Origin of the sequence: Marinobacter sediminum (assembly GCF_016820575.1) — a bacterium.
In the GTDB taxonomy this organism is placed as follows: Bacteria; Pseudomonadota; Gammaproteobacteria; order Pseudomonadales; family Oleiphilaceae; genus Marinobacter; species Marinobacter sediminum.
In genome coordinates, this window is record NZ_JAEMQH010000003.1 from 149,987 (window position 1) to 171,753 (window position 21,767).

Sequence of the window (21,767 nt, forward strand, 5' to 3'; positions counted from 1 at the left end):
AGGTCTCCTGTTTTTTCCGTCTCACTGGCAGTCTGCAAGCTCCGTTAAGAGGCCTTGCCCAGGAAGTGGCGACTGTAGCGAGCGGCCAGATTGTTCACTTCCAGTAAGACCAGCAAATCGGCGCACCGGAACTCCGGATCCCAGCAGGGCTCGCCGCAGACCTTGGCGCCAAGTCTCATGTAGGCCTTGATCAGCGGTGGAATCATGACCGGCCGGGCGTCATCAACGCCATGGGTCAGGTGCGGCAGTTTTCGGCGCGGAAACACCCGATACTCGTCGTCTGCCAGGTATTCGTGTTGCAGTTGACGGGCGATCCGCCAGGCTTTCAGGCCGCCATCGGCCATGCTGATGCTGGCACAACCGATCACATGGTCAACGTTGCGGGCCGTCAGGTAGTCGGCCACGGCAGACCAAAGCAAGCCTATGGTCGCGCCATTGCGGTAGTCCGGGTGCACGCAGGTGCGACCCAGTTCGGCGACGGTGCCCGGCAACTGGTTCAGCGCCGACAGATCAAATTCGCCGGTGGAATAGAAGCCGCCGACCAGTTCGGCGTCGGCCTGGTGCAGGATGCGGGTAGTAGCGACGAGCTCACCACTGTCACCGTCCGTGACGATCAGATGGTCGCAGACGGCGTCGACGGAGTCGCGATCCAGTCCGGGCACCTCGGCACCCAGGTCGCTGCCGTATTCGTCCGAAAATACCTGGTAGCGCAGACGCTGCGCGACTTCAATCAAATCGGGGCAGCGGGTGATGGCGCTGGTCAGGCGACGGGCGCGTCGACGTGTTTTCGCGGGCTGTGCAGTCATGGCATGGTCTCTTTTATGTCCATTTCCCGACAAGCCTAGGAAGCCGGTGTGACACACCCATGACCCGGGAATGACGTCTGTATGACAGATCGCGATTAGCGGATGCAGGCGAGGCGCTTTGTCACGGGCTGTAACAGAGTCCTGGTTCCATGTATATTTCTGAATAGCATGTATAATTGCTGTTACCGGAGGTTGTCTGTATTGTCGGGCAAACGGTACGACTCACAATCGGAAAAACACAATCAGAGATGGATGGCGTGGAACAGACAAACGAAAGTTGGCGAATTCTCATTGTTGAGGACGACGAGCGACTGGCCGAGCTGACCCGTGAGTATCTGGAGAGTAACGGTCTGCAAGTCTCGCTCGAAACCCACGGTGGTGCGGCAGTAGAGCGCATCCGTAACGAGCAGCCGGATCTGGTGGTATTGGATCTGATGTTGCCGGGCGAGGATGGTTTGTCGATCTGCCGTCGTGTGCGCCCGTTCTATTCCGGCCCCATCATCATGCTGACAGCCCGCACCGATGATCTGGATCAGGTCCTTGGCCTGGAAATGGGTGCGGACGATTACATCGGCAAACCGGCTAAGCCGCGGGTGCTTTTGGCCCGTATACGCGCCATGTTGCGCCGGGTGACGGAAGCCGGACAGGCGGCAAGTGATGAAGCCAATGGCGAAGAGCCGGTTCGTTTGCAGTTCAACGATCTTGTGGTGGATCGGTCCATGCGCGAAGCTTGGCTGAGCGATGCCAGTATCGACCTGACCAGTGCGGAATTCGATCTGCTCTGGTTGTTGGCGAGCAACGCCGGACGGGTGCTGAGCCGCGAGGAAATCTTTACCGCCTTGCGTGGCATCGAATACGACGGTCAGGATCGCTCCATTGATGTTCGGGTCTCCCGTATCCGGCCAAAGATTGGCGACGACCCCATCCATCCCCGTCGAATCAAGACCGTCCGCAGTAAAGGCTACCTGTTCGTAAAGGAAGCCTGACGATTCAGTCTCTGGAGCCGGTGCGACCTCTATGAAAGGCATCGGCGTTCCGTACCAGGGTTCATGACATGCCCCTGATGTTCTTTCTCAAGCTTTATGCTCGCTTTGCCGGTCTGGTGATGCTGGTTCTGGTTGTCTGTGTCGCTCTCTTCGTGGGCGTCAATTCGGTCAGATCGCAATTTTGGCACGAGCGTTTCCCCGAGCCACTGATGCGCTGGCTCCAGTCCGACCCCGATGCAGCTGAACGCTATCACTGGCTCGGTGCCCTCTACGACTTTGAAGTAACTTCCCCCGACGAGCTGGCGCTGTCTCCGGTAACGCTGGAGCGCCTCAGCTACGATCAGATTGTCTCCCTGGCCAGTCCTGCTGGTTACCGTGTGCTTGCTGCCGGTCCTGACGGCCGGGTGTTGCAGATGAAGTTTGACGATCCCTACCAGGAAGTGGCCGAAGCCGTCTCCCTGATCGTTCGCTGGCATCTGCGGGCGACCGGCCCGGACGAGCGGGTCAACATGGCCACCCAGCTTGCCGAGGCGCTCAATGTCGAGGTGGGGCCGGTGAACGATGTCGGCCTGCTGCCATCCGATGAGGTGCTTGAACAGGTGGCCAGCGATGGCCTGGTGTTTTACCAGCAGGGTCCGATCGGTAGGGGGCATGTGCTGTTTCAGCTCGATGATGGCGAGCTGTTCAGGGTTGCCATGCCGCCTCCGTTCACGCCCTGGGCCTGGCCGGTGATTCTGCTGCTGGTAGCGGTGGTCGGCGGAGTGCTCGCGGTCGCGGTTTTCCTTGGCGTGCGTGCCGTCGACAGCAACCTGCGGAAGGTTGAGTCGGTGGCTATTCGCATTGCCCGGGGCGAGATGGGCGCTCGGGTGGAAACCGGTTCTGGAACCCTGGTTGCCCGCCTTGGTGGCTCCTTTAATGGCATGGCGGAGCACATTCAGCGTCTGGTCAATGTGCAGCGTGAAATGATTCACGCGGTCTCCCATGAGCTGCGCACGCCGGTCGCCCGCATCCGGTTCGGCGTACAGATGATTGAGGACTGCCAGGATGCAGGGCGGCTGCAGAAGCAGCTCGATGGCATCGATGGCGATATTCAGGAACTGGATGAGCTGATTGATGAAATTCTGACCTACGCCCGGCTGGAGCAGGGCGGGCCGGTGTTCTCGTTGCAGGAAGCATCAGTCACCGACCTGGTTCGGCAAGTGGTGTCGGAACAGCAGCTGATTCGACCGGCCCTGAAAATTGAGGCCGATATTGATCCGGGCTCAGAGCAGTGGGCCCTGTCCGATGTCGAGCCGCGTTACATTCACCGGGCCATTCAGAATCTCGTTGGTAACGCCGGTCGATATGCTGCTGGCCGGGTACTGGTGCGCTGCCAGATCGACGAGGACAACTGCCGGATTGACGTTGAAGATGACGGCTCCGGGGTTCCCGAGGACGATTGGGAAAAAGTGTTTACCGCTTTTGCGCGGCTTGATGACAGCCGAACCCGTACTTCTGGCGGATATGGCCTGGGCTTGTCCATTGTCCGGCGCATCCTGTACTGGCATGGCGGGCAGGCTTTTGTGGGCCGCAGTAACGAGCTGGGTGGGGCGCGCTTCAGCCTGGTATGGCCGCGCAAGAAACCGATCGACCCGATTGTGTGACCCACTGCTCAGAGTCTAACCAGATGTAACAAAGTCGCTACACAACCGCTACGGACGAACCGGACAGCTTAGCTAATACTAAGAGCGTAAGGGATGGCTTTTGAGGTTGTAGTTCTTACGAACTTTCCTTGTTTCATTCGTCATTTGAGGGCCGGTTTTCCGGCCCTTTTTTTATTTCGCCCTCCTTTTTTGCCCCATTCGGTCTCCTTGCTTTTCCACTGCTGTTAGAATCCGGAAAAAACAAACGGAGATCTTTATGACTCGCTACCTGCTTGCCATCGATCAGGGCACTACCAGCTCCCGCGCCATCGTGTTTGATGACACCGGTGCCAGTGTTGCTTCTGACCAACAGGAGTTTCACCAGTATTTCCCCCAGGACGGCTGGGTTGAGCACGACGCGCTTGAGATTTGGGAAAGTACGCTGGCGGTGTGTCGCAGTGCCCTGGAAAGGTCAAATGTGTCGGCTGCAGATCTCTCGGGCATTGGCATCACTAACCAGCGCGAAACCACGGTGATCTGGGAGCGCAGCACTGGCAAGCCCATCTACCACGCTATTGTCTGGCAGGATCGACGCACCGCATCGGTGTGCACAAAGCTCAAGACTGATGGCCATGAGGATGCGGTGGTGGAGAGCACCGGTCTGCTGATCGATCCCTATTTTTCGGCCACGAAGATCGCTTGGATTCTCGATAACGTCGAGGGCGCGCGGGCACGGGCCGAGACCGGTGAGCTGGCCTTCGGCACCATAGACAGCTGGTTGCTATGGAATTTGACCGGTGGCGAGTCCCACTGCACGGATGCGACCAATGCTTCGCGTACTGCGTTGTTCAACATTCACGAACAGAACTGGGACGACAAGCTGCTGGAGCTGTTCCGGGTGCCCCGGGCGTTACTGCCCGAGGTGCTGGATAGCGCCGCAGATTATGGCACCGCCCAGGCGGAATGGCTGGGGGCGCCGGTTGCCATTGCCGGCGTTGCCGGTGACCAGCACGCGGCCTTGATTGGGCAGGCGTGTTTTGAGCCGGGGATGGCGAAGAGCACTTACGGCACCGGCTGTTTCCTGATGCTGAACACTGGCGATAAGGCGCTGCGCTCGGAAAACCGGCTGCTAACCACCATGGCCTACCGCCTTAATGGCAAGCCCTGCTATGCCATGGAGGGCAGCATCTTTGTGGCCGGCGCTGCCATGCAGTGGCTGAGGGATGGCCTGAAGCTGATCAAACACGCCAGTGAATCTACGGCGCATGCGGAGTCAGTCGGTGTTGAGAATCCGGTGTACCTGGTGCCCGCGTTCACCGGTCTGGGCGCACCGCACTGGGATCCGCATGCCCGAGGCGCGATCATGGGGCTGACCCGGGATACGGGAATAGCCGAAATTGTGACGGCCGGTCTTCAGTCCGTGTGTTACCAGACCAAGGACTTGATTCGGGCCATCCAGAACGACGGCGCCCACCTGAAAACCCTGCGGGTGGATGGCGGCATGGTGGTCAACGACTGGGTGATGCAGTTCCTCGCCGATATCCTCGATGTCACCGTGGACCGCCCAAAAATCACCGAGACAACGGCTCTGGGGGCGGCCTATCTGGCAGGCCTGCAAACGGGGGTCTACTCCAGTCTTGAGGAAATTGCCAAACTCTGGGAATGCGAGTACCGATTCGAGCCGCGCATGGGGCCCTCCCTGCGGGAGTCCCTGTACGCTGGCTGGATCGATGCTGTTGAGCGTGTCTGCAACGACTGATTGCGGTCAGGCGTTGCGCTCAAACGCAATCAGGTGATCGGCTTCGACGCGCACCGGCACGTGCTCGCCCAGGTGAAAGTCAAGGTGGCTTCGAAACAGCGCCTCGAACTCGGTGTCCTCGGAACATCGGAAACGGTAGAGCGTTGAAGTGCCGGCAAAGGTTTTTTCAATCACTTTGGGGCGAAGCTCGGAGTCGGCATCGTAGACGATGTCGTCGGGGCGGATGAGAACATCCACCAGGGTTCCGGCTGACCAGTTGTAGGCCCGGTTGCCGTGGATCACGCCCAGCTCGGATTCGATGGTATCCGGCCCCAGGGTCTTCCCGGGGACGAAACCGCCCTGGCCAACGAAGCCGGCAACGAAGCGGTTCGAGGGTTCGTGGTACAGGTTGTAGGGAACGTCCCATTGCTGAATTTGACCGTCGCGAAGCACCGCAACCTGATCGCACATGGCAAAGGCTTCCTGCTGGTCGTGGGTGACCAGGATGGCGCTGATGCCGAGAGTCTTCAGTATGTCCCGCACGTCGAGGCTTAACCGGCGACGCAGGTCTGCGTCCAGGTTGGAGAAGGGCTCGTCCAGCAGGATCAGAGTTGGTTCCGGGGCCAGGGCGCGGGCCAGGGCGACGCGCTGTTGCTGGCCACCCGACAATTCGTGCGGGTAGTTGTTGGCCAGGTCCTGCAGGTGTACCACCTCGAGCAGTTCCGCCACTTTCTGATGCTTTTCGGCCTTGGACATGTTGCGCAGGCCGAAGCCGACGTTGTCGGCAATGGTCAGGTGCGGGAACAGGGCGTAGTCCTGGAACACCATACCCACCCGGCGTTTCTCCGGCGCCAGCGTCCGGCCGGGCAGGCTGATGGCCTGGGAGAGCAGGCTGATCTCGCCGCTGTTTAGGGGCAGAAAGCCGGCCAGGGCCCGCAAGATGGTGCTCTTGCCGCAGCCGCTGGGCCCTAGCAAGCAGCCGATGTCGCCATGGCTGAGTGCAAAGCTGACGTCTCGGACCACGGAGTCGCCCCCGTAACCGCAGGACAGGTTGTTCACCTCGAGCAACCAGCCGTCCGGGGAATGGGTGGGAGTATGCATGGGATTAGTCCAGCTGATTGAGGATGAGGAACTCCAGCAACGCTTTTTGCGCGTGCAGCCGGTTCTCGGCCTCGTGCCAAACCACTGAACTGGGGTGTTCCATCATGTCAGCCGAAATTTCCTCGCCACGGTGGGCCGGCAGGCAATGCATGAACAGGGCGTCCTTGTCGGCCACCTGCATCAGCGCGGGGCTGATTTGATAGCTGCGGAAGGCTTGCTCGCGGACCTTCTGCTCTTCTTCCTGGCCCATGGACGCCCAGACATCGGTGACCAAAAGATTGGCCTTGCGCGCCGCTTCAGCCGGATCCCGGAATACAGTTACCCGGTCGCCATGGGCTTTCAGCAGCTCGGCATCAGGCTCGTAGCCTTCCGGGCAGGCAACATTAAGATGGAAATCGAACTGCGCCGCCGCATTGACGTAGGAGTGGCACATGTTGTTGCCGTCACCAATCCAGGCCACGGTGGCACCTCGAATGCTGCCACGGTGTTCCCGGTAGGTTTGCATGTCGGCAAGCAGCTGGCACGGGTGGAAATCATCAGTCAGGGCGTTGATGACCGGTGCCCGGGAAGCGGCAGCGAAGCGTTCGACCGTGTCATGGGCAAAGGTACGGATCATCACCGCATCGACCATGCTGGAGATGACAATGGCGGAGTCTTCAATCGGTTCTCCGCGCCCCAATTGGGTGTCGCGCGGTGACAGGAACATTGCCGAGCCGCCCAGCTGCGCCATCCCGGCTTCGAACGACACCCGGGTCCGGGTCGAGGATTTCTCGAAGATCATCGCCAGGACGCGATTCTTGAGAGTGTCCCTTACCTTGCCTTGATGCCACTCATTCCGGAGTTTGGAGGCATGATCCACCAGACTTTCAAGCTCAGTGGTGGTCATGTCATTCAGTGTCAGAAAGTGTCGTGCCGCCATGCATTGGCCCTTATGTCAACGAAGCCCGGCATCACCGGAGTTGGCGAATACGCTGCCTGAAAAATGGGCCAACAAGTCTAGCCCTTCGTAGCAGGGATGACAACGCTATGGCGCCCGGCTGAGGCGGCCAGCACGCTGCCGTGTTTGGTGCGGTCTCCGCTGGACGTGTACAATAGACGCCAAGTCCGTTGCCCATTGGCAATTCCGTTTCCGATCAGAGGTGAATGTTCATGGACATTAACGAAACCATCAAGAGCCAACTCGGCGATAACCCGGTCATCCTGTACATGAAAGGCAGCCCCCAGGCTCCCCAGTGCGGATTTTCCGCCAAGACGGTTCAAGCTCTGATGGCCTGTGGCGAGCGCTTCGCATTTGTAAATATCCTGGACAACCAGGAACTCCGCGAAGCCCTGAAGGTCTACTCCAGCTGGCCAACCTATCCCCAGCTGTACATCAACGGTGAATTGGTAGGCGGCTGCGACATCGTCCTCGAAATGTCCGAGAGCGGTGAACTGGCCAAGATGGTCAAGGACGCTGCCAAGCAGGCCGAAGCCTGATTTGAGCGCTTCAGAACCGGTTCGGGGAGAACACCAGTTCAATCTCGAACCGGCTCTGGCCGCCGACCGGAGGCTCCGGATAGGGGCTGGCGGCCAATGATGCGCGGTAGGCCGCATTGTCAATTCGTGTAAGACCCGTCGATTTCAGTACTCTCGCCCGTGTCAGGGCTCCATTGGCCAGCAGCTGGAGTTCAATCTCCATCGCCACCCGTTCCGACAGTTGGGCGATCGCTGGCACTCGCAATTTCTCCAACTCGTGACCAAGGTGGACTGCCAATTTGATGAGGTAGGGATCCTGCTCGTCCGGCGATTCGGTAATCCGGGTGGCAGTTGCGACCGGTTGTGGCTCCGCCAGGGGGGCTTGCTCGCCGGCTCGGGCGGGGGTGCTGGCGGCCGATGCTGACGAGGATGCAGTAGTCATGGCCACCGGTGTATTGGGCGCATTGGTGGCCGAGGGGTTGGCGCTGCTACTGATGGTGGAGACACTGGAGGTAGGGATAACGGGTTCAATCCGTGATCCTCTGGTCTGGGTCTGGGTCTGGGTCTGGGTCTGGGTCTGGGTCTGGAGCGGGGGGGCTTCAAATCTGGGGTTTCGGCTACTGGCCGGTCCCGTCGCGGCGGAACGTTCCGGGCGGGTTACTGTGCCGGGGGCAACCAACTCAACGCTGACGCGATGGCGAGCATCGTCGGGCTCCTGAAACGGTGACGGAAACCCAGAGAGTAGCAGCGTGTGGGCCAGAAAGGCCGCCGACATCGCCAGAGCTATGCGATAGCCGGCCGGCAGGCTGTACTTGGGCCCTTCTGTTTGCTGCATCAGACTCAGGCTGTCTTACTCCGCAGGCTGCCGACTACCGCGTCCAGGGCCCGGTCGATCAGGGCGCCCTGTTCAAGCAGGGTCAGGCGGCCCCGGCGCATTTCGTGCGCCAGCTCAATCCGGTTCTTTTCGATGACCTTCAGGCCCATGCGGTTAACGAACACGAAGCAGTCCGCCTCTTCGATGATCGCCGACAGCTTGCAGCGGAAGCTGGCACCATTCACCAGGCGGAATTCCACCCAGTTGCCAACCTCGATGGTGTCGATCTGGGCCACGTATTCCGAAATCGCTGCGTCTTCCAGCTCCTGCTGGCGCTCCACCGCGGTCTGGTGCAGCGTGGCAATGTCTTGCTCGGGCTCGGTTGGGGAGTCCTGTCGTGCTTCGATAGCCGCGTTGGTCCGGAAGGCTTCGGCCAGCTCGTGCTTGAGGTGGCCGATCATTACATCCAGTTTCGATGAGTTGTAGGAGACCTCTTCCAGTCCGGCGCGAAGCGTCTTGAGAAGGCTGGGAACCACCCGTACCCACTGATCCCGTTCGTCGTCTTCCTGGTGCGGGTGCAGGCACCAGATCAGGTCGTCGACGACACGCACAGATTCGTTCCAGCGATGCTCTACGTCGTCCCGCAGGTAGGCAAGGAACATTACGCGGCTCCAGCCGTTCATCAGGATATCGTGGATGGTTTCGGGCAGTTTGTAACGGGAGACTTTCTGCTTCAGTAGGTTGTCGACAGTCTCCTGCGCCCGCTGAGACTTGATGCGGCCACGTTCGGATTCCCGGGTTCGCTGCTCGACGAGGGAGGACTTCCGGTTCTCTTTCTCGAGAAACTGGTCAAATTCTTGGTTCAGGGTTTCGAACAGGGTCACGTCTCCGGTGAATTCGTTGAGAATCCGCTGAACAATGTTGTGGATCTGGTTGTACAGCTTGTCTTTCGCTTTTTCATCGCTGGAGCTCCAGCCAATGCCTGCGCGGGCCATGGAGTTGAGCAGGCGCCGAGCCGGGTGGTTGGCCTGGCTGAAAAAGGTCTTGTCCCGGATCACCACTTTCAGAATGGGGATCTGCAATCGGCTGATCAGCACCTGTACTGGCGCAGACAGGTTGTAATCGTCCAGGATGAACTCGAACAGCATGGACACCAGGTTGATGAGGTCTTCATCGAACTCGTCCAGGGCTGGCTTCCGGCCATCGCCGGCATCGGCCTGGGATAGAATCTGCTGGACCACGTAGCGGAGATCGATGGTGATTGGCTCGCCATCGCTGAGGTTGCCGCTGATCGGACGGGTATCCGGCAGGGGTAGGGCGTTCAGCAGATCTGCCAGCTCCGAATCGCCAACCAGGCGGATGCCCGGATCGGAGGCGCGAGGCGGCATGCCGGCATTGGCCCGCTGCAGGGCCAGCATCTGACGAATTTGTTCGAATACCGCACTGTTGCTTGCGGCCTCGGCGCTGGTTTGCTCCGTTGCCTCCGGCGCCGTAGGCGGTGCATCTTTGGCGGATTCGGCGGTGTGTTGCTTGCCCGCCTTGCCGTGGTAGCGGAAATTTGGGATCACGCCGGCCTGAATCAGAATCCGGTTGGCCTCGTCCAGCAGCATGCCCAGGTTGGATACCACGTAGCGATCAAACTGCTTGAGCAGGATGAGACGCTCACGGATCTGGATTTCCAGGGCTTCAATGGCTTCGGTGAAGGCGCTGCAGAGATGCTCGGGAGCCATTGGGTTGACGGGGGATTCTTCGGTCGCTTCGGGGTAGACCTGGCCGAATCGGGTCTGCAATTGCAGCAGCGGGCCCTGGAAATGGGCCTTGGCCTTCGTGATCATGGCATTCAGGGCGACCTGTTCTTCCAGGTCCTCATCGCCGACCAGTGACAGGCTCTCGGAGCTGGCCTGTTTGCTCAGGATCTCTTCCTGACTGTTGCCGGTGTGCGGAGGCTTCGAAAAGAAGTGGGCGACGGCGCTCTGGAAATGGCGCTCAACGCCTTTGCGCTTGATTCGGATCTCGCGCATGGCCTCAAAGTAGCGATTCTGTTCGTTGTTGCTGCGCGCATTGTTGGCGAGCTCGAACAGTGAATCGTCGACGGCATCGAATGCGCCCTGCATCAGGTCGCCCAGCCCGGCGACCACCGTGTCACGGATGCGGGTAACCTCCGCGGGGACCGGTTTGTTGTTGCCCGCTTCCCTGTGCTCGCGAAGGTAATGTATGCCGGACTGCTTGTTCATGGCAGACTCCTTTTACGCCTCAACCGGATACATGACCGAGCAAAAGTCCTGATTTTTAATTATTGGTCAAATTTACCGCATTTTCAGCAAAGTTAACATGACTAAAGCCAGACCTGCGACCGACGTCAAAAAACGGTGCATGTGTCAGGCGCTGTATTCGGTATTACTGGCCCAGTTCTCCGCACCGCCAGTGAGAGCCTGGGGAGCATCGGGTTGAGGGGCTCTGGGATGGGGCAGCCACCCAACGCTTGGCGATGGGTCCAGAGGCATGCTCCTTAAGATTACTTATCTGTCACCAACCTAAGTGTTGGTGGCTAATCGATAAGGGTCAAGAAAGTGGTTAATATTTGATCTTTCTAAAGTCTGGTTCTTCATAACCCAGGGATCTATAGGGAGTTCGGCGATTACTTCGTCACTGAGCGTTTACGGCGTTTGCGCGGGTGGACGATGGCGGCCTTGACCACGTTGTCTTTGATCTGGAGCACTTCAACGCAGTGCCCTTCGACTTTCAAACACACGTTGGTGTCAGGAATATTCTCCAAAGTCTCGGTGATCAGCCCGTTCAGGGTTTTCGGGCCGTCGATTGGCAGTTTCCAGCCCAATGTCTTGTTGATGGTGCGCACGGCAGCGGTGCCATCGATAATAAAGGTGCCGTCGTCCTGGGGGATGATGTCGGGGCTGGTGGCGGCGTAGTCGGTGGTGAACTCGCCCACGATCTCTTCCAGTATGTCCTCCAGGGTGGCCACGCCGAGCACGTCTCCGTATTCGTCAACGACTACGCCGAACCGGCGCTTGCCTTTCTGGAAATTGATCAGCTGGGTGTTCAATGGCGTGCTTTCGGGCACAAAGTAGGGCTCCTGACACAGCTGCATGATCATGGCCTTGTTGACTTCCTCGTGCAGCAGCAGCTTGGAGACACTGCGCAGGTGCAGTATGCCCTTGATCTCGTTAATGTCACCCGAGAACACCGGCAGGCGGGTGTGCTGACTGCTTCGGAGCTGACGCAGGATCGTGTCGGTGTCGTCTTCCAGGTCGATACCCACCACTTCGTTGCGCGGCACCATGATGTCGTTCACCGTGACCTTTTCCAGATCCAGGATGCTGACCAGCATGTCTTTGTGCTTGGCTGGAATCAAGGCGCCGGCTTCGTTTACGAGGGTGCGCAGTTCTTCCCGGCTGAGATGGTCGGTGGCAGCGTCCTCCGGCGAGATGCCCAGGAGCTTCAGGATTCCGCCGGTGAGCAGATTCACCGCCCAGACGATGGGGTAAAGGATTTTCAGCAGCGGACCAAGGATGTAGCTGGCCGGAAATGCGATTTTTTCGGGAAACAGCGCTGCCAGGGTCTTCGGCGTGACTTCGGCGAAAATCAAAATCACCACGGTCAGCAGGATAGTTGCGATTGCGATGCCGGCGTCGCCCCAGATCTTGATGGCAATGACAGTGGCGATCGATGAGGCAAAGATGTTCACGAAGTTGTTGCCGATCAGGATAACCCCGATCAGCTGGTCGGTTCGCTGAAGCAGCTTCTCGGCCCGGCGCGCGCCCCGGTGGCCGGTTTTGGCCAGGTGTTTGAGGCGATATCGATTCAGGGACATCATGCCGGTTTCCGAGCTCGAGAAGAAACCGGACAACATGATCAGGCCGACGAGGAGGATAAACAGCGCGGTCAGCGATGTTTCGTTCAAGGGGTGTGTCCTTTTGTTACCGACAAGTGGGGAAAATAGGGTGTGGCCAAGGTCGGTGTCAAGTTATGGGGTCCGTGCTCAGGCACCTTTCTGGAACAGCAGTTCCAGGACAAATTTGCTGCCGTAAAACGCCAGCATTAGCAGTGCGCAGCCTGCCAGCGTCCAGCGGCTCGCAGTCAGGCCGCGCCAGCCCCGGGTGTAGCGCCCAATTAGAAGGGCGACGAAAACCAGTAGGGAGAGCATGGAGAATACGGTTTTGTGCGCCAGGTCCTGGGCAAACAGGTCTTGCACAAACAGGGCGCCGGTCGCGATGGCCAGGATCAGCATGACCACGCCTGCCCAGACCATCTCAAACAGCAGCGACTCCATGGTCTGCAGCGGCGGCAGATTGCGCACCAGCAGACTGTTGTAGTTGCGTTTCAGTTGGCGATTCTGGGAGTAGAGCAGGGTTGCCTGGATGGCAGCAAGGGTAAACAGGCTGTAGGCTGTGACCGAAAGTGCGATGTGTGACAACATGCCGTAGCTGTCATCCGAGACCAGTCTCGATGGAGTGTGCGTCACCAGGGCCAGGATGATGGTTAGAATAGCCAGCGGGTAAACGATCAGGAACAGGTTCTGAACCGGTTTTCTAAGGTTCAGGCCCAACAGCATAAGTACGATCAGCCAGGAAATCAGCACTGAGCTTTTAAAGAAGCCAAAGTCGAAGCCGCCGTCGTGATGGATGCTTTGGGCTATGAGCAAACCGTGGCTGATCAATGCGAGCACCCCGATCAGGGTGGTGATGGCGAGATTGCTGGTAATGCGTCCCCTGAAATGCAAAGCCTGCAGCGCGGTGCCGACGCTGTACAGGAAAAGAGCGGTGACCGCGAGAATCAGCGTTCCCATAACTTCCTTATATACCACTGTTATTACAGGAGATCGGTGGTTCGTTTCACCGATTTGACCGGGCTGGTCGTTTCAGGGCGATAGTCTGGTTATAATGTCGCGATTATGCAACTGGAATCAAGGCGCCGAGCCGGCACCTGCACTCCATGCACTCAATTTATCCGGGGTACGGAAGAGCAACATGTTTGAGAACCTCCAAGACCGACTTTCCGGTAGCCTGCGCAAGATTTCCGGTCAGGCGCGGCTAACCGACGACAACATCAAGGATACGCTGCGTGAAGTTCGGATGGCGCTGCTGGAAGCGGATGTCGCCCTGCCGGTCGTCAAGGATTTCGTCGAAGGTGTCCGCAAGCGGGCCATTGGCCAGGAAGTTCAGCGCAGCCTGACGCCTGGCCAGGTGTTCGTGAAGGTGGTCCAGCAGGAGCTGGAGCGCGTCATGGGTGAGGGCAACGAGTCCCTGAACCTGGCCGTGCAGCCGCCGGCGATCATCATGATGGCTGGTTTGCAGGGTGCGGGTAAAACCACCACGGTTGCCAAGCTTTCGCGCTTCCTTAAAGAGCGCCAGAAAAAGTCGGTGCTGGTGGTCAGTGCCGACGTCTACCGCCCTGCGGCTATCCGGCAGCTGGAAACCCTGGCTGGCGAAGTGGGTGTGGAGTTTTTCCCCAGTACTGCCGAGCAGGACCCGGTGGATATTGCAGAGGGTGCGATCGACGCGGCCCGCAAAAAGCACATTGATGTTGTCATCCTCGATACCGCCGGTCGTCTGCACGTAGACGAACAGATGATGGGTGAGATCGGCCGACTGCATAAAGCGGTGAATCCGGTTGAGACCCTGTTTGTCGTTGACGCCATGACCGGCCAGGATGCCGCCAATACCGCGAAGGCGTTCAACGACGCGCTGCCATTGACCGGTGTTGTGCTGACCAAGACCGACGGCGACGCCCGCGGCGGTGCGGCCCTGTCCGTTCGTCACATTACTGGCAAGCCGATCAAGTTCCTGGGTGTGGGGGAGAAATCCGACGCCCTCGAGCCTTTTCATCCGGATCGGGTTGCTTCCCGGATTCTGGGTATGGGCGATGTGCTCTCCCTTATAGAGGAAGCAGAGCGCAAACTGGATCAGAAGAAGGCTCAGAAGCTTACCAAGAAGATCAAAAAGGGTAAGAGTTTCGATCTTGAGGACTTCCGGGACCAGCTTCAGCAGATGAAGAGCATGGGTGGCATCGGTGGTCTGATGGATAAGTTGCCGGGCATGGGGCAAATGGCTCAGATGGCGCAGCAGCAGGTCAATGACAAGTCCATGGGGCAGATGGAGGCCATCATCTGCTCCATGACTCCGAAAGAGCGCCGCTACCCCGATACCATTAATAATTCGCGTAAACGTCGAATCGCATCCGGCTCTGGCACCCAGATCCAGGACATCAATCGTCTGCTCAAGCAGCACAAGCAAATGCAGAAGATGATGAAAAAATTTGGCAAAAAGGGTGGTATGGCGAATATGATGCGCGGACTTGGTGGTATGATGCCGCCCGGCGGCGGTGGAGGTGGAATGCCTCCGTTTGGCCGTATGTAAAAAGCCTTACACCGAAAACGGGGAATCAATGTGTTTCCCTGTTTTCATTGGCGCTTAATTAGCATAGAATAGCGCCCCTTTCGAGTATGGGTCTTCGCGCCAACTGCGTTTTAGTTGGCGTGAATCGTACAAGTTTCGTACAACAGAACAGGATATTGGTTAAATGGTAAGCATCCGTTTGGCTCGTGGTGGCTCTAAGAAGCGCCCGTTCTATCATCTGACAGTTACCGACAGCCGCAAATCTCGCGACGGTCGTTTCATTGAGCGAGTTGGCTTCTTCAACCCGATCGCCCGCGGTCAGGAAGAGCGTCTGCGTGTAGATCGTGAGCGCGTTGAGTTCTGGATGGGCCAAGGCGCCCAGCCAAGCGAGCGCGTTGCCCAGCTGCTGAAAGGCGCTGAGTAAGTACGAATTAAGGCCGGGGTTTATGGCATGACACAGACTTCGCAGGAAACTGTGATCGGCCGGATTACCTCGGTATTTGGGGTCAAGGGGTGGCTAAAAGTTTACTCCTACACTGACCCCAAGGACGGAATCCTGAACTACCGCGACTGGACTTTAGAGCTGGACGGTAGGCGTATTCCGGCCAAGCTTGAGGAAGGTCGCCGCCAAGGGCAGGGAATCGTCGTCAGGCTTAAAGGCATTGATGATCGAGATGTTGCTCTCAAGTACTGCGGTGCAGAGGTCAAAGTCGGCACCCACGAGCTGCCAGAGCTCCCGAAAGGCGAGTTTTACTGGTTTCAGCTTGAAGGTCTTGAGGTATCTACGGTCGACGGTGAGTGCCTGGGAACAGTGCACCACCTGATTGAAACGGGTTCCAACGACGTCCTCGTGGTGCAAGCTTCGGCAAGCTCCATCGATCAGCGCGAGCGTCTGATTCCTTACCTGCCTGAGCAAGTGGTCAGGGGTGTGGATCTGACAGCTGGCCGAATGGTCGTAGACTGGGATCCGGAGTTCTGACGGGTGTGGATTGGCGCGGTCAGTTTATTCCCGGAGATGTTCAGTGCGGTAACTGACGTAGGGATCACGGGCAGAGCAGTTCGGGATGGTCTTCTGACCTTCCAAAGCTGGAATCCCCGTGACTACACCCGCGACCGTCACCGCACCGTGGACGACCGGCCATACGGTGGTGGGCCGGGGATGCTGATGAAAATTCAGCCTCTCCGCGATGCTATCAGTGCGGCACGGGAGTCGGCACCTGGCAAGGCCTGTGTGGTGTATTTGTCACCCCAAGGTGAAACGCTGAATCAGTCCGTTGTTGAGTCACTTGCGGCGGAAGAACGACTGATTCTGGTGGCAGGCCGATACGAGGGTGTGGATGAGCGCCTGATTGCGACGGAAGTCGATCGGGAAGTGTCACTGGGTGATTTTGTACTGTCCGGTGGCGAACTGGCGGCCATGGCTGTCATTGATGCGGTTACACGCCTCATCCCCGGAGCGCTGGGTCATGCGCAGTCGGCAGAGCAGGATTCCTTTGCTGACGGTTTGCTGGATTGTCCGCACTACACTCGGCCCGAAGTTTACGAAGGTCAGGCGGTGCCGGATGTTTTATTGGGCGGTCACCATGATCAGATCCGGCGTTGGCGACTGAAACAGTCGCTGAGGCGAACCCTGGAGCGACGCCCCGACCTGCTGGAGCAGCGGGTGTTTACGGATGAAGAGCGTCAGCTACTGGAAGAGATTTTGAACGAACCGGGTGCCTCTGAATCATCAGGGCATTAAAAGATTGGGTATCAGGAGCATTACGATGAGCGGCAAGAACAACATCATCAGTCAACTTGAAGCAGAACAGATGACCAAGGAAATCCCTGCCTTTGCGCCGGGCGACACCGTGGTCGTACAGGTTCGCGTAACCGAGGGTAACCGTGAGCGTCTGCAGGCGTTCGAGGGTGTTGTCATCGGCAAGCGTAACCGTGGCATGAACTCCTCCTTCACCGTGCGTAAGATTTCTTACGGTGTTGGTGTTGAGCGTACTTTCCAGACCTTCTCCAAGCTGATCGACGGTATCAGTGTGAAGCGTCGTGGTGACGTGCGTCAGGCCAAGCTTTACTACCTGCGCGACCTGTCTGGTAAGGCAGCTCGTATCAAGGAAAAGCTGGGCTGATCAGCCATTCGCTGAGCAGAGCGCTTGTAAAAAAGGCAGCCATTGGCTGCCTTTTTTGTGTCTGTTTGTCTGGCCAGGCATGCTGCTGTCAGAGTGACCGCATGGGGTTTGAGTATTGAGACTCGAAGATGAGGCCATTATTGCCCGTTTTACCGATGCCATCTGGCTGGAGGACGGGTTGGGCGAGAAAACGCGGCAAGCATACCGCAGTGATCTTGTTCGCCTGGCAGACTGGTTGCAGGATCAGCCCGGTCGGCCTTTGCTCACGGCCGTGCGCCGAACCGATCTGCTGGCGTGGATGTCCAGGGGACTGGCTGAGGGTGTAAAGACCTCCACCGCCGCCCGGCGATTGTCTGGCTTGCGGCGCTTTTATCGCTTTCTGTTGCGCGAAGGCGTGATAGCGGAAGATCCGACTCTTCGCATCGACAGTCCAAAGCTGCCGCGCCGGTTGCCGGATTCATTGACCGAAGAGGAAGTCGAGGCATTGCTTTCCGAGCCGGATCCCGAGGTGCCCATTGAGCTGAGGGATCGGGCCATGCTGGAAATATTGTATGGTTGTGGCTTGCGGGTGTCTGAGCTGACCCAGTTGCGGGTGGATCAGGTCAACCTGCGTCAGGGAGTAGTCCGGATAAGCGGTAAGGGCGGCAAAGAGCGTCTGGTGCCGCTGGGCGAGGAAGCGGTCGATTGGTTGCTTCGCTATATGAAAGAGGCGCGCGGGGAGCTGCTAAAAGGACGTTCCTGCGACGCGCTGTTCCCCGGTAACCGGCCAGAGGCGATGACCCGGCAAACCTTCTGGTATCGCATTAAGCACTACGCAAGCCGGGTTGGCATTCGCAAGCATCTTTCCCCTCATACCCTGCGGCATGCCTTCGCAACCCACCTGCTGAATCATGGGGCGGATCTGCGCGTGGTGCAGATGTTGCTCGGGCATTCCGACCTCTCCACCACGCAGATTTACACTCACGTTGCCCGCCAACGTCTGCAGTCGTTGCACCAGTCGCATCACCCCCGTGGCTGAGCCGGTGTTTTTTGGTTAAGGTGTTGGCGTTGAACTTTTGCGGTCGCGCTGTGTCGCAGTATCGTGTTTCCATGGCCTGTCCGGTGCGCCCGGGGCCCAATGTCATCTAACTGGATGTAGGTATGTCTGCCAGAAATTATGTGAAAAATGTGGTTATGGGTGCGGCCCTGGTAGCCGGTGTTTTGGCGGTCGCGCCAAGCACGGCGGGTGAGGTCGAGGATGGAATTGCCAACCGCCTGACCGCTGCCGTGCCAGGCCTGAAGGTGTTGTCCGTTAAGGAGTCCGAGGCGCCTGGTCTGTACGAGGTCCAGAGCAACAACGGCGATACGATCTACACCACCGCAGATGGCCAGTATCTGCTGACCGGGGATCTGCTGAAGATTACCAGTGACGGCATTGCCAATGTGACCGAAGAGGCGCGGGCCAGTGAGCGTGCACAGACCATGGCTGATTTTGGTGACGACGGCGTGATCCGGTTCCCGGCCAAAGGCGAGCAAAAGGCGGAAATTCATGTCTTCACCGACATCGATTGCCCCTACTGCCGGAAGCTGCACGACGAAGTACCTCAGCTCAACGCCTATGGTATTACCGTCAATTACTACGCCTTCCCAAGGTCCGGTCCGGACACCCCTTCCTTTAAAAAGTACGTGTCGGTCTGGTGCGCCGAAGATCAGCAAGCTGCCATGGATGCTGCCAAGGGTGGTCGTTCGGTCGCCTCAGCCAGCTGTGAGAATCCGGTGCTGAAGCAATTCCAGCTGGGCGGTCGTGTTGGCGTGACTGGAACCCCGGCCATCGTGCTGGAAGACGGCAACATGGTTCGCGGTTACGTGCCTGCAGACAACCTCGCTCAGGGCCTGGGCCTGCTCTAACGCCTGTCCGAACATCTGTCATGGCTCCGTTTCGATGCGGGGCCCTTCACGGATTTGATACGGTTCCGGTTCAGGGCTTATTCACGGGCACCTGAATCGGTATACTATCCCCCCAAATTTGCAATTCATCAGCACCCGTTCGGGATCAGAGGTGAGAGTTTGAAAGACGTCAGTGTCGGAATCTGCGGACTGGGTACCGTTGGCGGCGGTACATTCAATGTCTTGACCCGGAATGCCAGGCTCATTGCCGGCAGAGCAGGGTGCAACATCCGTATTGCCCGGATTGCCAGTCGTCGTCCCCGGACCGACATGGATCTGGGCGATGTGCCTTTTTCGACCGATATCTTTGACGTCGTAAATGATCCCGGCGTGGACATCGTGGTTGAGCTCATCGGTGGTTATGATACTGCCAAAGAGCTGGTGATGACTGCCATCAATAACGGCAAGCATGTAGTCACCGCCAACAAGGCCCTGATCGCTGTGCACGGCAACGAAATTTTCGAGGCGGCCCAGAAAGCGGGCGTGGTTGTAGCCTATGAGGCCGGCGTCGCCGGTGGCATTCCGGTCATGAAAGCGATCCGCGAGGGTATGGCGGCCAACCGCATCGACTGGATCGCCGGTATCATCAACGGTACTGGCAACTACATACTGACCGAGATGCGCGCCGGCCGTGAGTTTGCCGAAGTGCTGAAAGAAGCCCAGGACTTGGGTTACGCCGAAGCCGATCCGACCTTTGACGTGGAGGGCATTGATGCCGCCCACAAGCTGACGATCCTGGCCTCGGCCGGTTTTGGTGTGCCACTGCAATTTGAAAAAGGTTTCACCGAGGGCATCTCCCAGATTACGCCCTACGACATTTCCCACGCCGAACTCCTCGGCTATCGCATCAAGCACCTGGGCATTGCCCGTCGCCGCGACGATGGTATCGAGCTGCGGGTGCATCCGACTCTGGTGCCCCAGAGTCACCTGATCGCCCAGGTTGATGGTGTGCTGAACGCCGTGCTGGTGGATGGTGATGCCGTCGGCCAGACCATGTACTACGGCCCGGGTGCCGGTGACGAAGCAACCGCTTCTGCGGTTATCGCCGACATCGTTGACGTGGCACGGGCTGTCGCCAGTGGCAGTCAGCAGCGGGTGCCTTACCTTGGCTTCGAGCCCGAGGCTCTCGAGGAGCTGGATGTGCTGTCCATGGAAGACATCCAGTCCGCGTACTATTTGCGCATTACTGCCCTGGACCGTCCGGGCGTGTTGGCCAAAATTGCCTCGATCCTCAGCGAGCATGGCATCAACATCGAGTCCATCATGCAGAAGGAATCTGAACTGCAGGATGGCCGCATTCCGGTCATCATCCTGACTCATACCGTTCAGGAGCGGCAGATCAATCGCGCCATTGAAGAGCTGGAAGCCCTGACCGACACCGACGGTCATGTGGTTCGCATCCGCGCTGAAAACTTTAACTGACAGGTAGCTCGCACGTGAGATATATCAGTACGCGGGGTGAAGCCCCCGCACTGGGTTTTGAAGACGTTCTACTCACCGGTCTCGCCACCGATGGCGGGCTGTACGTTCCGGAATCCTTGCCCCATTTCAGCCTGGAAGAAATCCGGAGCTGGCGCGGGCTGTCGTACAGTGAGCTTGCGTTCAATGTGATGCATCCGTTTGTCGACGATGCCATTCCGGCCGACGATTTCCGCAAGATGCTCGATGAAACCTACTCGGTGTTCAGCCACCAGGCGGTAGCGCCGCTGGTCCAGCTGGACTCCAACGAGTGGGTGATGGAACTGTTCCGGGGGCCGACTCTGGCGTTCAAGGATTTCGCCCTGCAGTTGCTGGGTCGTTTGCTTGATTACGTACTTGAGAAGCGTAAGCAGCACGTGGTCATCATGGGGGCGACCTCGGGTGACACCGGTTCTGCGGCTATTGAAGGCTGTCGTCGCTGCGAGCACGTGGACATTTTCATCCTGCATCCCCACGAGCGGGTGTCGGAAGTTCAGCGTCGCCAGATGACCACAGTGACCGGTGACAACATCCACAACATCGCCGTGCGTGGCAATTTCGATGACTGTCAGCGCATGGTGAAGGAAAGCTTTGGCAATCAGAGCTTCCTGGGTGGCAAGACCCAATTGGCCGCGGTGAACTCCATCAACTGGGCCCGGATCATGGCCCAGATTGTTTATTACTTCCAGGCGTCCCTGGCTTTGGGTGGTCCGGATCGCAGCATGGCGTTTTCCGTGCCCACCGGGAACTTCGGCGACATCTTCGCCGGCTATCTGGCCAAGAAGATGGGGCTGCCGATCTCCCAGCTGGTGATCGCCACCAACCGCAACGACATCCTGCACCGCTTCATGAGTGGCAACAAGTACGAGCAGCATCAGCTGGAACATACTTTGTCGCCGAGCATGGACATCATGGTGTCCAGTAACTTTGAGCGCCTTCTGTTCGATCTCCATGGCCGTGATGGCCAGGCAGTGAAAACGCTGCTGGAGAATGCTGCCAAGGGACCGGTCAGCATCGAGGACTACCGCTGGAAGCATGCCCGCAAGTTGTTCGACAGCGATGCCGTGGACGATAAAGCGACCTGCGATACCATTCGCGAAATCCAGGAGCAAAACGAGTACCTGCTCGATCCCCACACTGCCATCGGTGTGCGGGCGGCTCGTAACTGCCGGCGCGACAGCTCTGTGCCCATGATCACCCTGGGTACGGCCCATCCGGCGAAATTCCCGGATGCCATTGCCGAATCCGGAGTGTCGGTGAAACCGCAGCTTCCCGCGCACATGGCGGATTTGTTTGAGCGCGAAGAGCGTTACACGGTGCTCGACAACAACATCGCCGGTGTGCAGGAATTTATTACCAAGCACTGGAAGAACGCCTGACTTGGT

General features: G+C 58.4%; 20 protein-coding genes. 13 read left to right on the forward strand and 7 right to left on the reverse strand.

What is annotated here, in order from left to right; genetic code table 11:
- Nucleotides 1–44 precede the first annotated feature (44 nt).
- On the reverse strand, nt 45–806 hold the full coding sequence (locus FGO67_RS14200; protein ID WP_203301342.1) for a GNAT family N-acetyltransferase: 762 nt from the start codon (nt 804–806) through the stop codon (nt 45–47).
- A gap of 248 nt (nt 807–1,054) precedes the next feature.
- Between FGO67_RS14200 and FGO67_RS14205 the strand changes: the two genes are divergently transcribed.
- The 3 genes from FGO67_RS14205 to glpK all read left to right on the forward strand — a co-directional run bounded on the left by FGO67_RS14205 (nt 1,055) and on the right by glpK (nt 5,173).
- A complete protein-coding gene (locus FGO67_RS14205; protein WP_041340432.1) occupies nt 1,055–1,792 on the forward strand; it encodes a response regulator in 738 nt (245 codons plus the stop codon).
- Between the two features lie 68 nt (nt 1,793–1,860).
- Nucleotides 1,861–3,435: an ATP-binding protein gene (locus tag FGO67_RS14210; protein ID WP_203301343.1), complete on the forward strand. Its 1,575-nt coding sequence runs from the start codon at nt 1,861–1,863 to the stop codon at nt 3,433–3,435.
- 256 nt (nt 3,436–3,691) lie between these two features.
- Nucleotides 3,692–5,173 (forward strand): glycerol kinase GlpK, encoded by a 1,482-nt coding sequence (gene glpK, locus FGO67_RS14215; protein WP_203301344.1) that lies wholly within the window; start codon nt 3,692–3,694, stop codon nt 5,171–5,173.
- Between the two features lie 6 nt (nt 5,174–5,179).
- On the opposite strand, the gene FGO67_RS14220 is transcribed toward glpK, so the two are convergent.
- Entirely contained in the window at nt 5,180–6,253 is a 1,074-nt protein-coding gene (locus FGO67_RS14220; protein WP_203301345.1) for an ABC transporter ATP-binding protein, read from the reverse strand.
- 4 nt (nt 6,254–6,257) lie between these two features.
- A complete protein-coding gene (argF, locus tag FGO67_RS14225; RefSeq protein ID WP_203301346.1) occupies nt 6,258–7,172 on the reverse strand; it encodes an ornithine carbamoyltransferase in 915 nt (304 codons plus the stop codon).
- 230 nt (nt 7,173–7,402) lie between these two features.
- Between argF and grxD the strand changes: the two genes are divergently transcribed.
- Nucleotides 7,403–7,729 (forward strand): Grx4 family monothiol glutaredoxin, encoded by a 327-nt coding sequence (grxD, locus tag FGO67_RS14230; RefSeq protein ID WP_138440828.1) that lies wholly within the window; start codon nt 7,403–7,405, stop codon nt 7,727–7,729.
- Between the two features lie 10 nt (nt 7,730–7,739).
- Here the strand turns inward: grxD and FGO67_RS14235 are convergent, their stop codons facing one another.
- The 4 genes from FGO67_RS14235 to FGO67_RS14250 form a co-directional block, all read right to left on the reverse strand.
- Nucleotides 7,740–8,543, reverse strand: coding sequence for a TonB family protein (locus FGO67_RS14235; protein ID WP_203301347.1), 804 nt, complete (start codon nt 8,541–8,543; stop codon nt 7,740–7,742).
- Between the two features lie 5 nt (nt 8,544–8,548).
- On the reverse strand, nt 8,549–10,756 hold the full coding sequence (locus FGO67_RS14240) for a DUF1631 domain-containing protein (RefSeq protein WP_203301348.1): 2,208 nt from the start codon (nt 10,754–10,756) through the stop codon (nt 8,549–8,551).
- A gap of 404 nt (nt 10,757–11,160) precedes the next feature.
- Nucleotides 11,161–12,441: an HlyC/CorC family transporter gene (locus FGO67_RS14245; RefSeq protein ID WP_203301349.1), complete on the reverse strand. Its 1,281-nt coding sequence runs from the start codon at nt 12,439–12,441 to the stop codon at nt 11,161–11,163.
- Nucleotides 12,442–12,519: 78 nt separating this feature from the next.
- Nucleotides 12,520–13,326, reverse strand: a complete 807-nt coding sequence (locus FGO67_RS14250) for a cytochrome C assembly family protein (RefSeq protein ID WP_203301350.1) — start codon at nt 13,324–13,326, stop codon at nt 12,520–12,522.
- 181 nt (nt 13,327–13,507) lie between these two features.
- Here FGO67_RS14250 and ffh point away from each other — a divergent pair, with 181 nt between their 5' ends.
- From ffh to thrC, 9 genes are all read left to right on the forward strand, one after another.
- Nucleotides 13,508–14,896: a signal recognition particle protein gene (ffh, locus tag FGO67_RS14255; protein WP_203301351.1), complete on the forward strand. Its 1,389-nt coding sequence runs from the start codon at nt 13,508–13,510 to the stop codon at nt 14,894–14,896.
- 163 nt (nt 14,897–15,059) lie between these two features.
- Complete coding sequence (rpsP, locus tag FGO67_RS14260; protein ID WP_203301352.1) at nt 15,060–15,299, forward strand: 30S ribosomal protein S16; 240 nt, start codon at nt 15,060–15,062, stop codon at nt 15,297–15,299.
- Between the two features lie 27 nt (nt 15,300–15,326).
- Nucleotides 15,327–15,854 (forward strand): ribosome maturation factor RimM, encoded by a 528-nt coding sequence (rimM, locus tag FGO67_RS14265; protein WP_203301353.1) that lies wholly within the window; start codon nt 15,327–15,329, stop codon nt 15,852–15,854.
- A 3-nt stretch (nt 15,855–15,857) separates the two neighbouring features.
- Nucleotides 15,858–16,616 (forward strand): tRNA (guanosine(37)-N1)-methyltransferase TrmD, encoded by a 759-nt coding sequence (trmD, locus tag FGO67_RS14270; RefSeq protein ID WP_203301354.1) that lies wholly within the window; start codon nt 15,858–15,860, stop codon nt 16,614–16,616.
- 25 nt (nt 16,617–16,641) lie between these two features.
- A complete protein-coding gene (gene rplS, locus FGO67_RS14275; RefSeq protein WP_041340442.1) occupies nt 16,642–16,998 on the forward strand; it encodes a 50S ribosomal protein L19 in 357 nt (118 codons plus the stop codon).
- Nucleotides 16,999–17,113: 115 nt separating this feature from the next.
- Nucleotides 17,114–18,016, forward strand: a complete 903-nt coding sequence (xerD, locus tag FGO67_RS14280) for a site-specific tyrosine recombinase XerD (protein ID WP_203301355.1) — start codon at nt 17,114–17,116, stop codon at nt 18,014–18,016.
- A 155-nt stretch (nt 18,017–18,171) separates the two neighbouring features.
- Nucleotides 18,172–18,885, forward strand: coding sequence for a DsbC family protein (locus tag FGO67_RS14285; RefSeq protein WP_238942486.1), 714 nt, complete (start codon nt 18,172–18,174; stop codon nt 18,883–18,885).
- A gap of 159 nt (nt 18,886–19,044) precedes the next feature.
- Nucleotides 19,045–20,346 (forward strand): homoserine dehydrogenase, encoded by a 1,302-nt coding sequence (locus FGO67_RS14290; RefSeq protein WP_203301357.1) that lies wholly within the window; start codon nt 19,045–19,047, stop codon nt 20,344–20,346.
- 14 nt (nt 20,347–20,360) lie between these two features.
- Nucleotides 20,361–21,761, forward strand: coding sequence for a threonine synthase (gene thrC, locus FGO67_RS14295; RefSeq protein ID WP_203301358.1), 1,401 nt, complete (start codon nt 20,361–20,363; stop codon nt 21,759–21,761).
- Nucleotides 21,762–21,767 lie beyond the last annotated feature (6 nt).

Coding starts and splice junctions, on each gene's coding strand:
- FGO67_RS14240 (WP_203301348.1), bottom strand. CDS start 10,756: ATGAACAAGCAGTCCGGCATACATTACCTTCGCGAGCACAGGGAAGCG.
- FGO67_RS14205 (WP_041340432.1), top strand. CDS start 1,055: ATGGATGGCGTGGAACAGACAAACGAAAGTTGGCGAATTCTCATTGTT.
- ffh (WP_203301351.1), top strand. CDS start 13,508: ATGTTTGAGAACCTCCAAGACCGACTTTCCGGTAGCCTGCGCAAGATT.
- rimM (WP_203301353.1), top strand. CDS start 15,327: ATGACACAGACTTCGCAGGAAACTGTGATCGGCCGGATTACCTCGGTA.
- FGO67_RS14200 (WP_203301342.1), bottom strand. CDS start 806: ATGACTGCACAGCCCGCGAAAACACGTCGACGCGCCCGTCGCCTGACC.
- FGO67_RS14210 (WP_203301343.1), top strand. CDS start 1,861: ATGCCCCTGATGTTCTTTCTCAAGCTTTATGCTCGCTTTGCCGGTCTG.
- FGO67_RS14235 (WP_203301347.1), bottom strand. CDS start 8,543: ATGCAGCAAACAGAAGGGCCCAAGTACAGCCTGCCGGCCGGCTATCGC.
- rplS (WP_041340442.1), top strand. CDS start 16,642: ATGAGCGGCAAGAACAACATCATCAGTCAACTTGAAGCAGAACAGATG.
- FGO67_RS14250 (WP_203301350.1), bottom strand. CDS start 13,326: ATGGGAACGCTGATTCTCGCGGTCACCGCTCTTTTCCTGTACAGCGTC.
- argF (WP_203301346.1), bottom strand. CDS start 7,172: ATGGCGGCACGACACTTTCTGACACTGAATGACATGACCACCACTGAG.
- glpK (WP_203301344.1), top strand. CDS start 3,692: ATGACTCGCTACCTGCTTGCCATCGATCAGGGCACTACCAGCTCCCGC.
- FGO67_RS14220 (WP_203301345.1), bottom strand. CDS start 6,253: ATGCATACTCCCACCCATTCCCCGGACGGCTGGTTGCTCGAGGTGAAC.
- grxD (WP_138440828.1), top strand. CDS start 7,403: ATGGACATTAACGAAACCATCAAGAGCCAACTCGGCGATAACCCGGTC.
- rpsP (WP_203301352.1), top strand. CDS start 15,060: ATGGTAAGCATCCGTTTGGCTCGTGGTGGCTCTAAGAAGCGCCCGTTC.
- FGO67_RS14285 (WP_238942486.1), top strand. CDS start 18,172: ATGGGTGCGGCCCTGGTAGCCGGTGTTTTGGCGGTCGCGCCAAGCACG.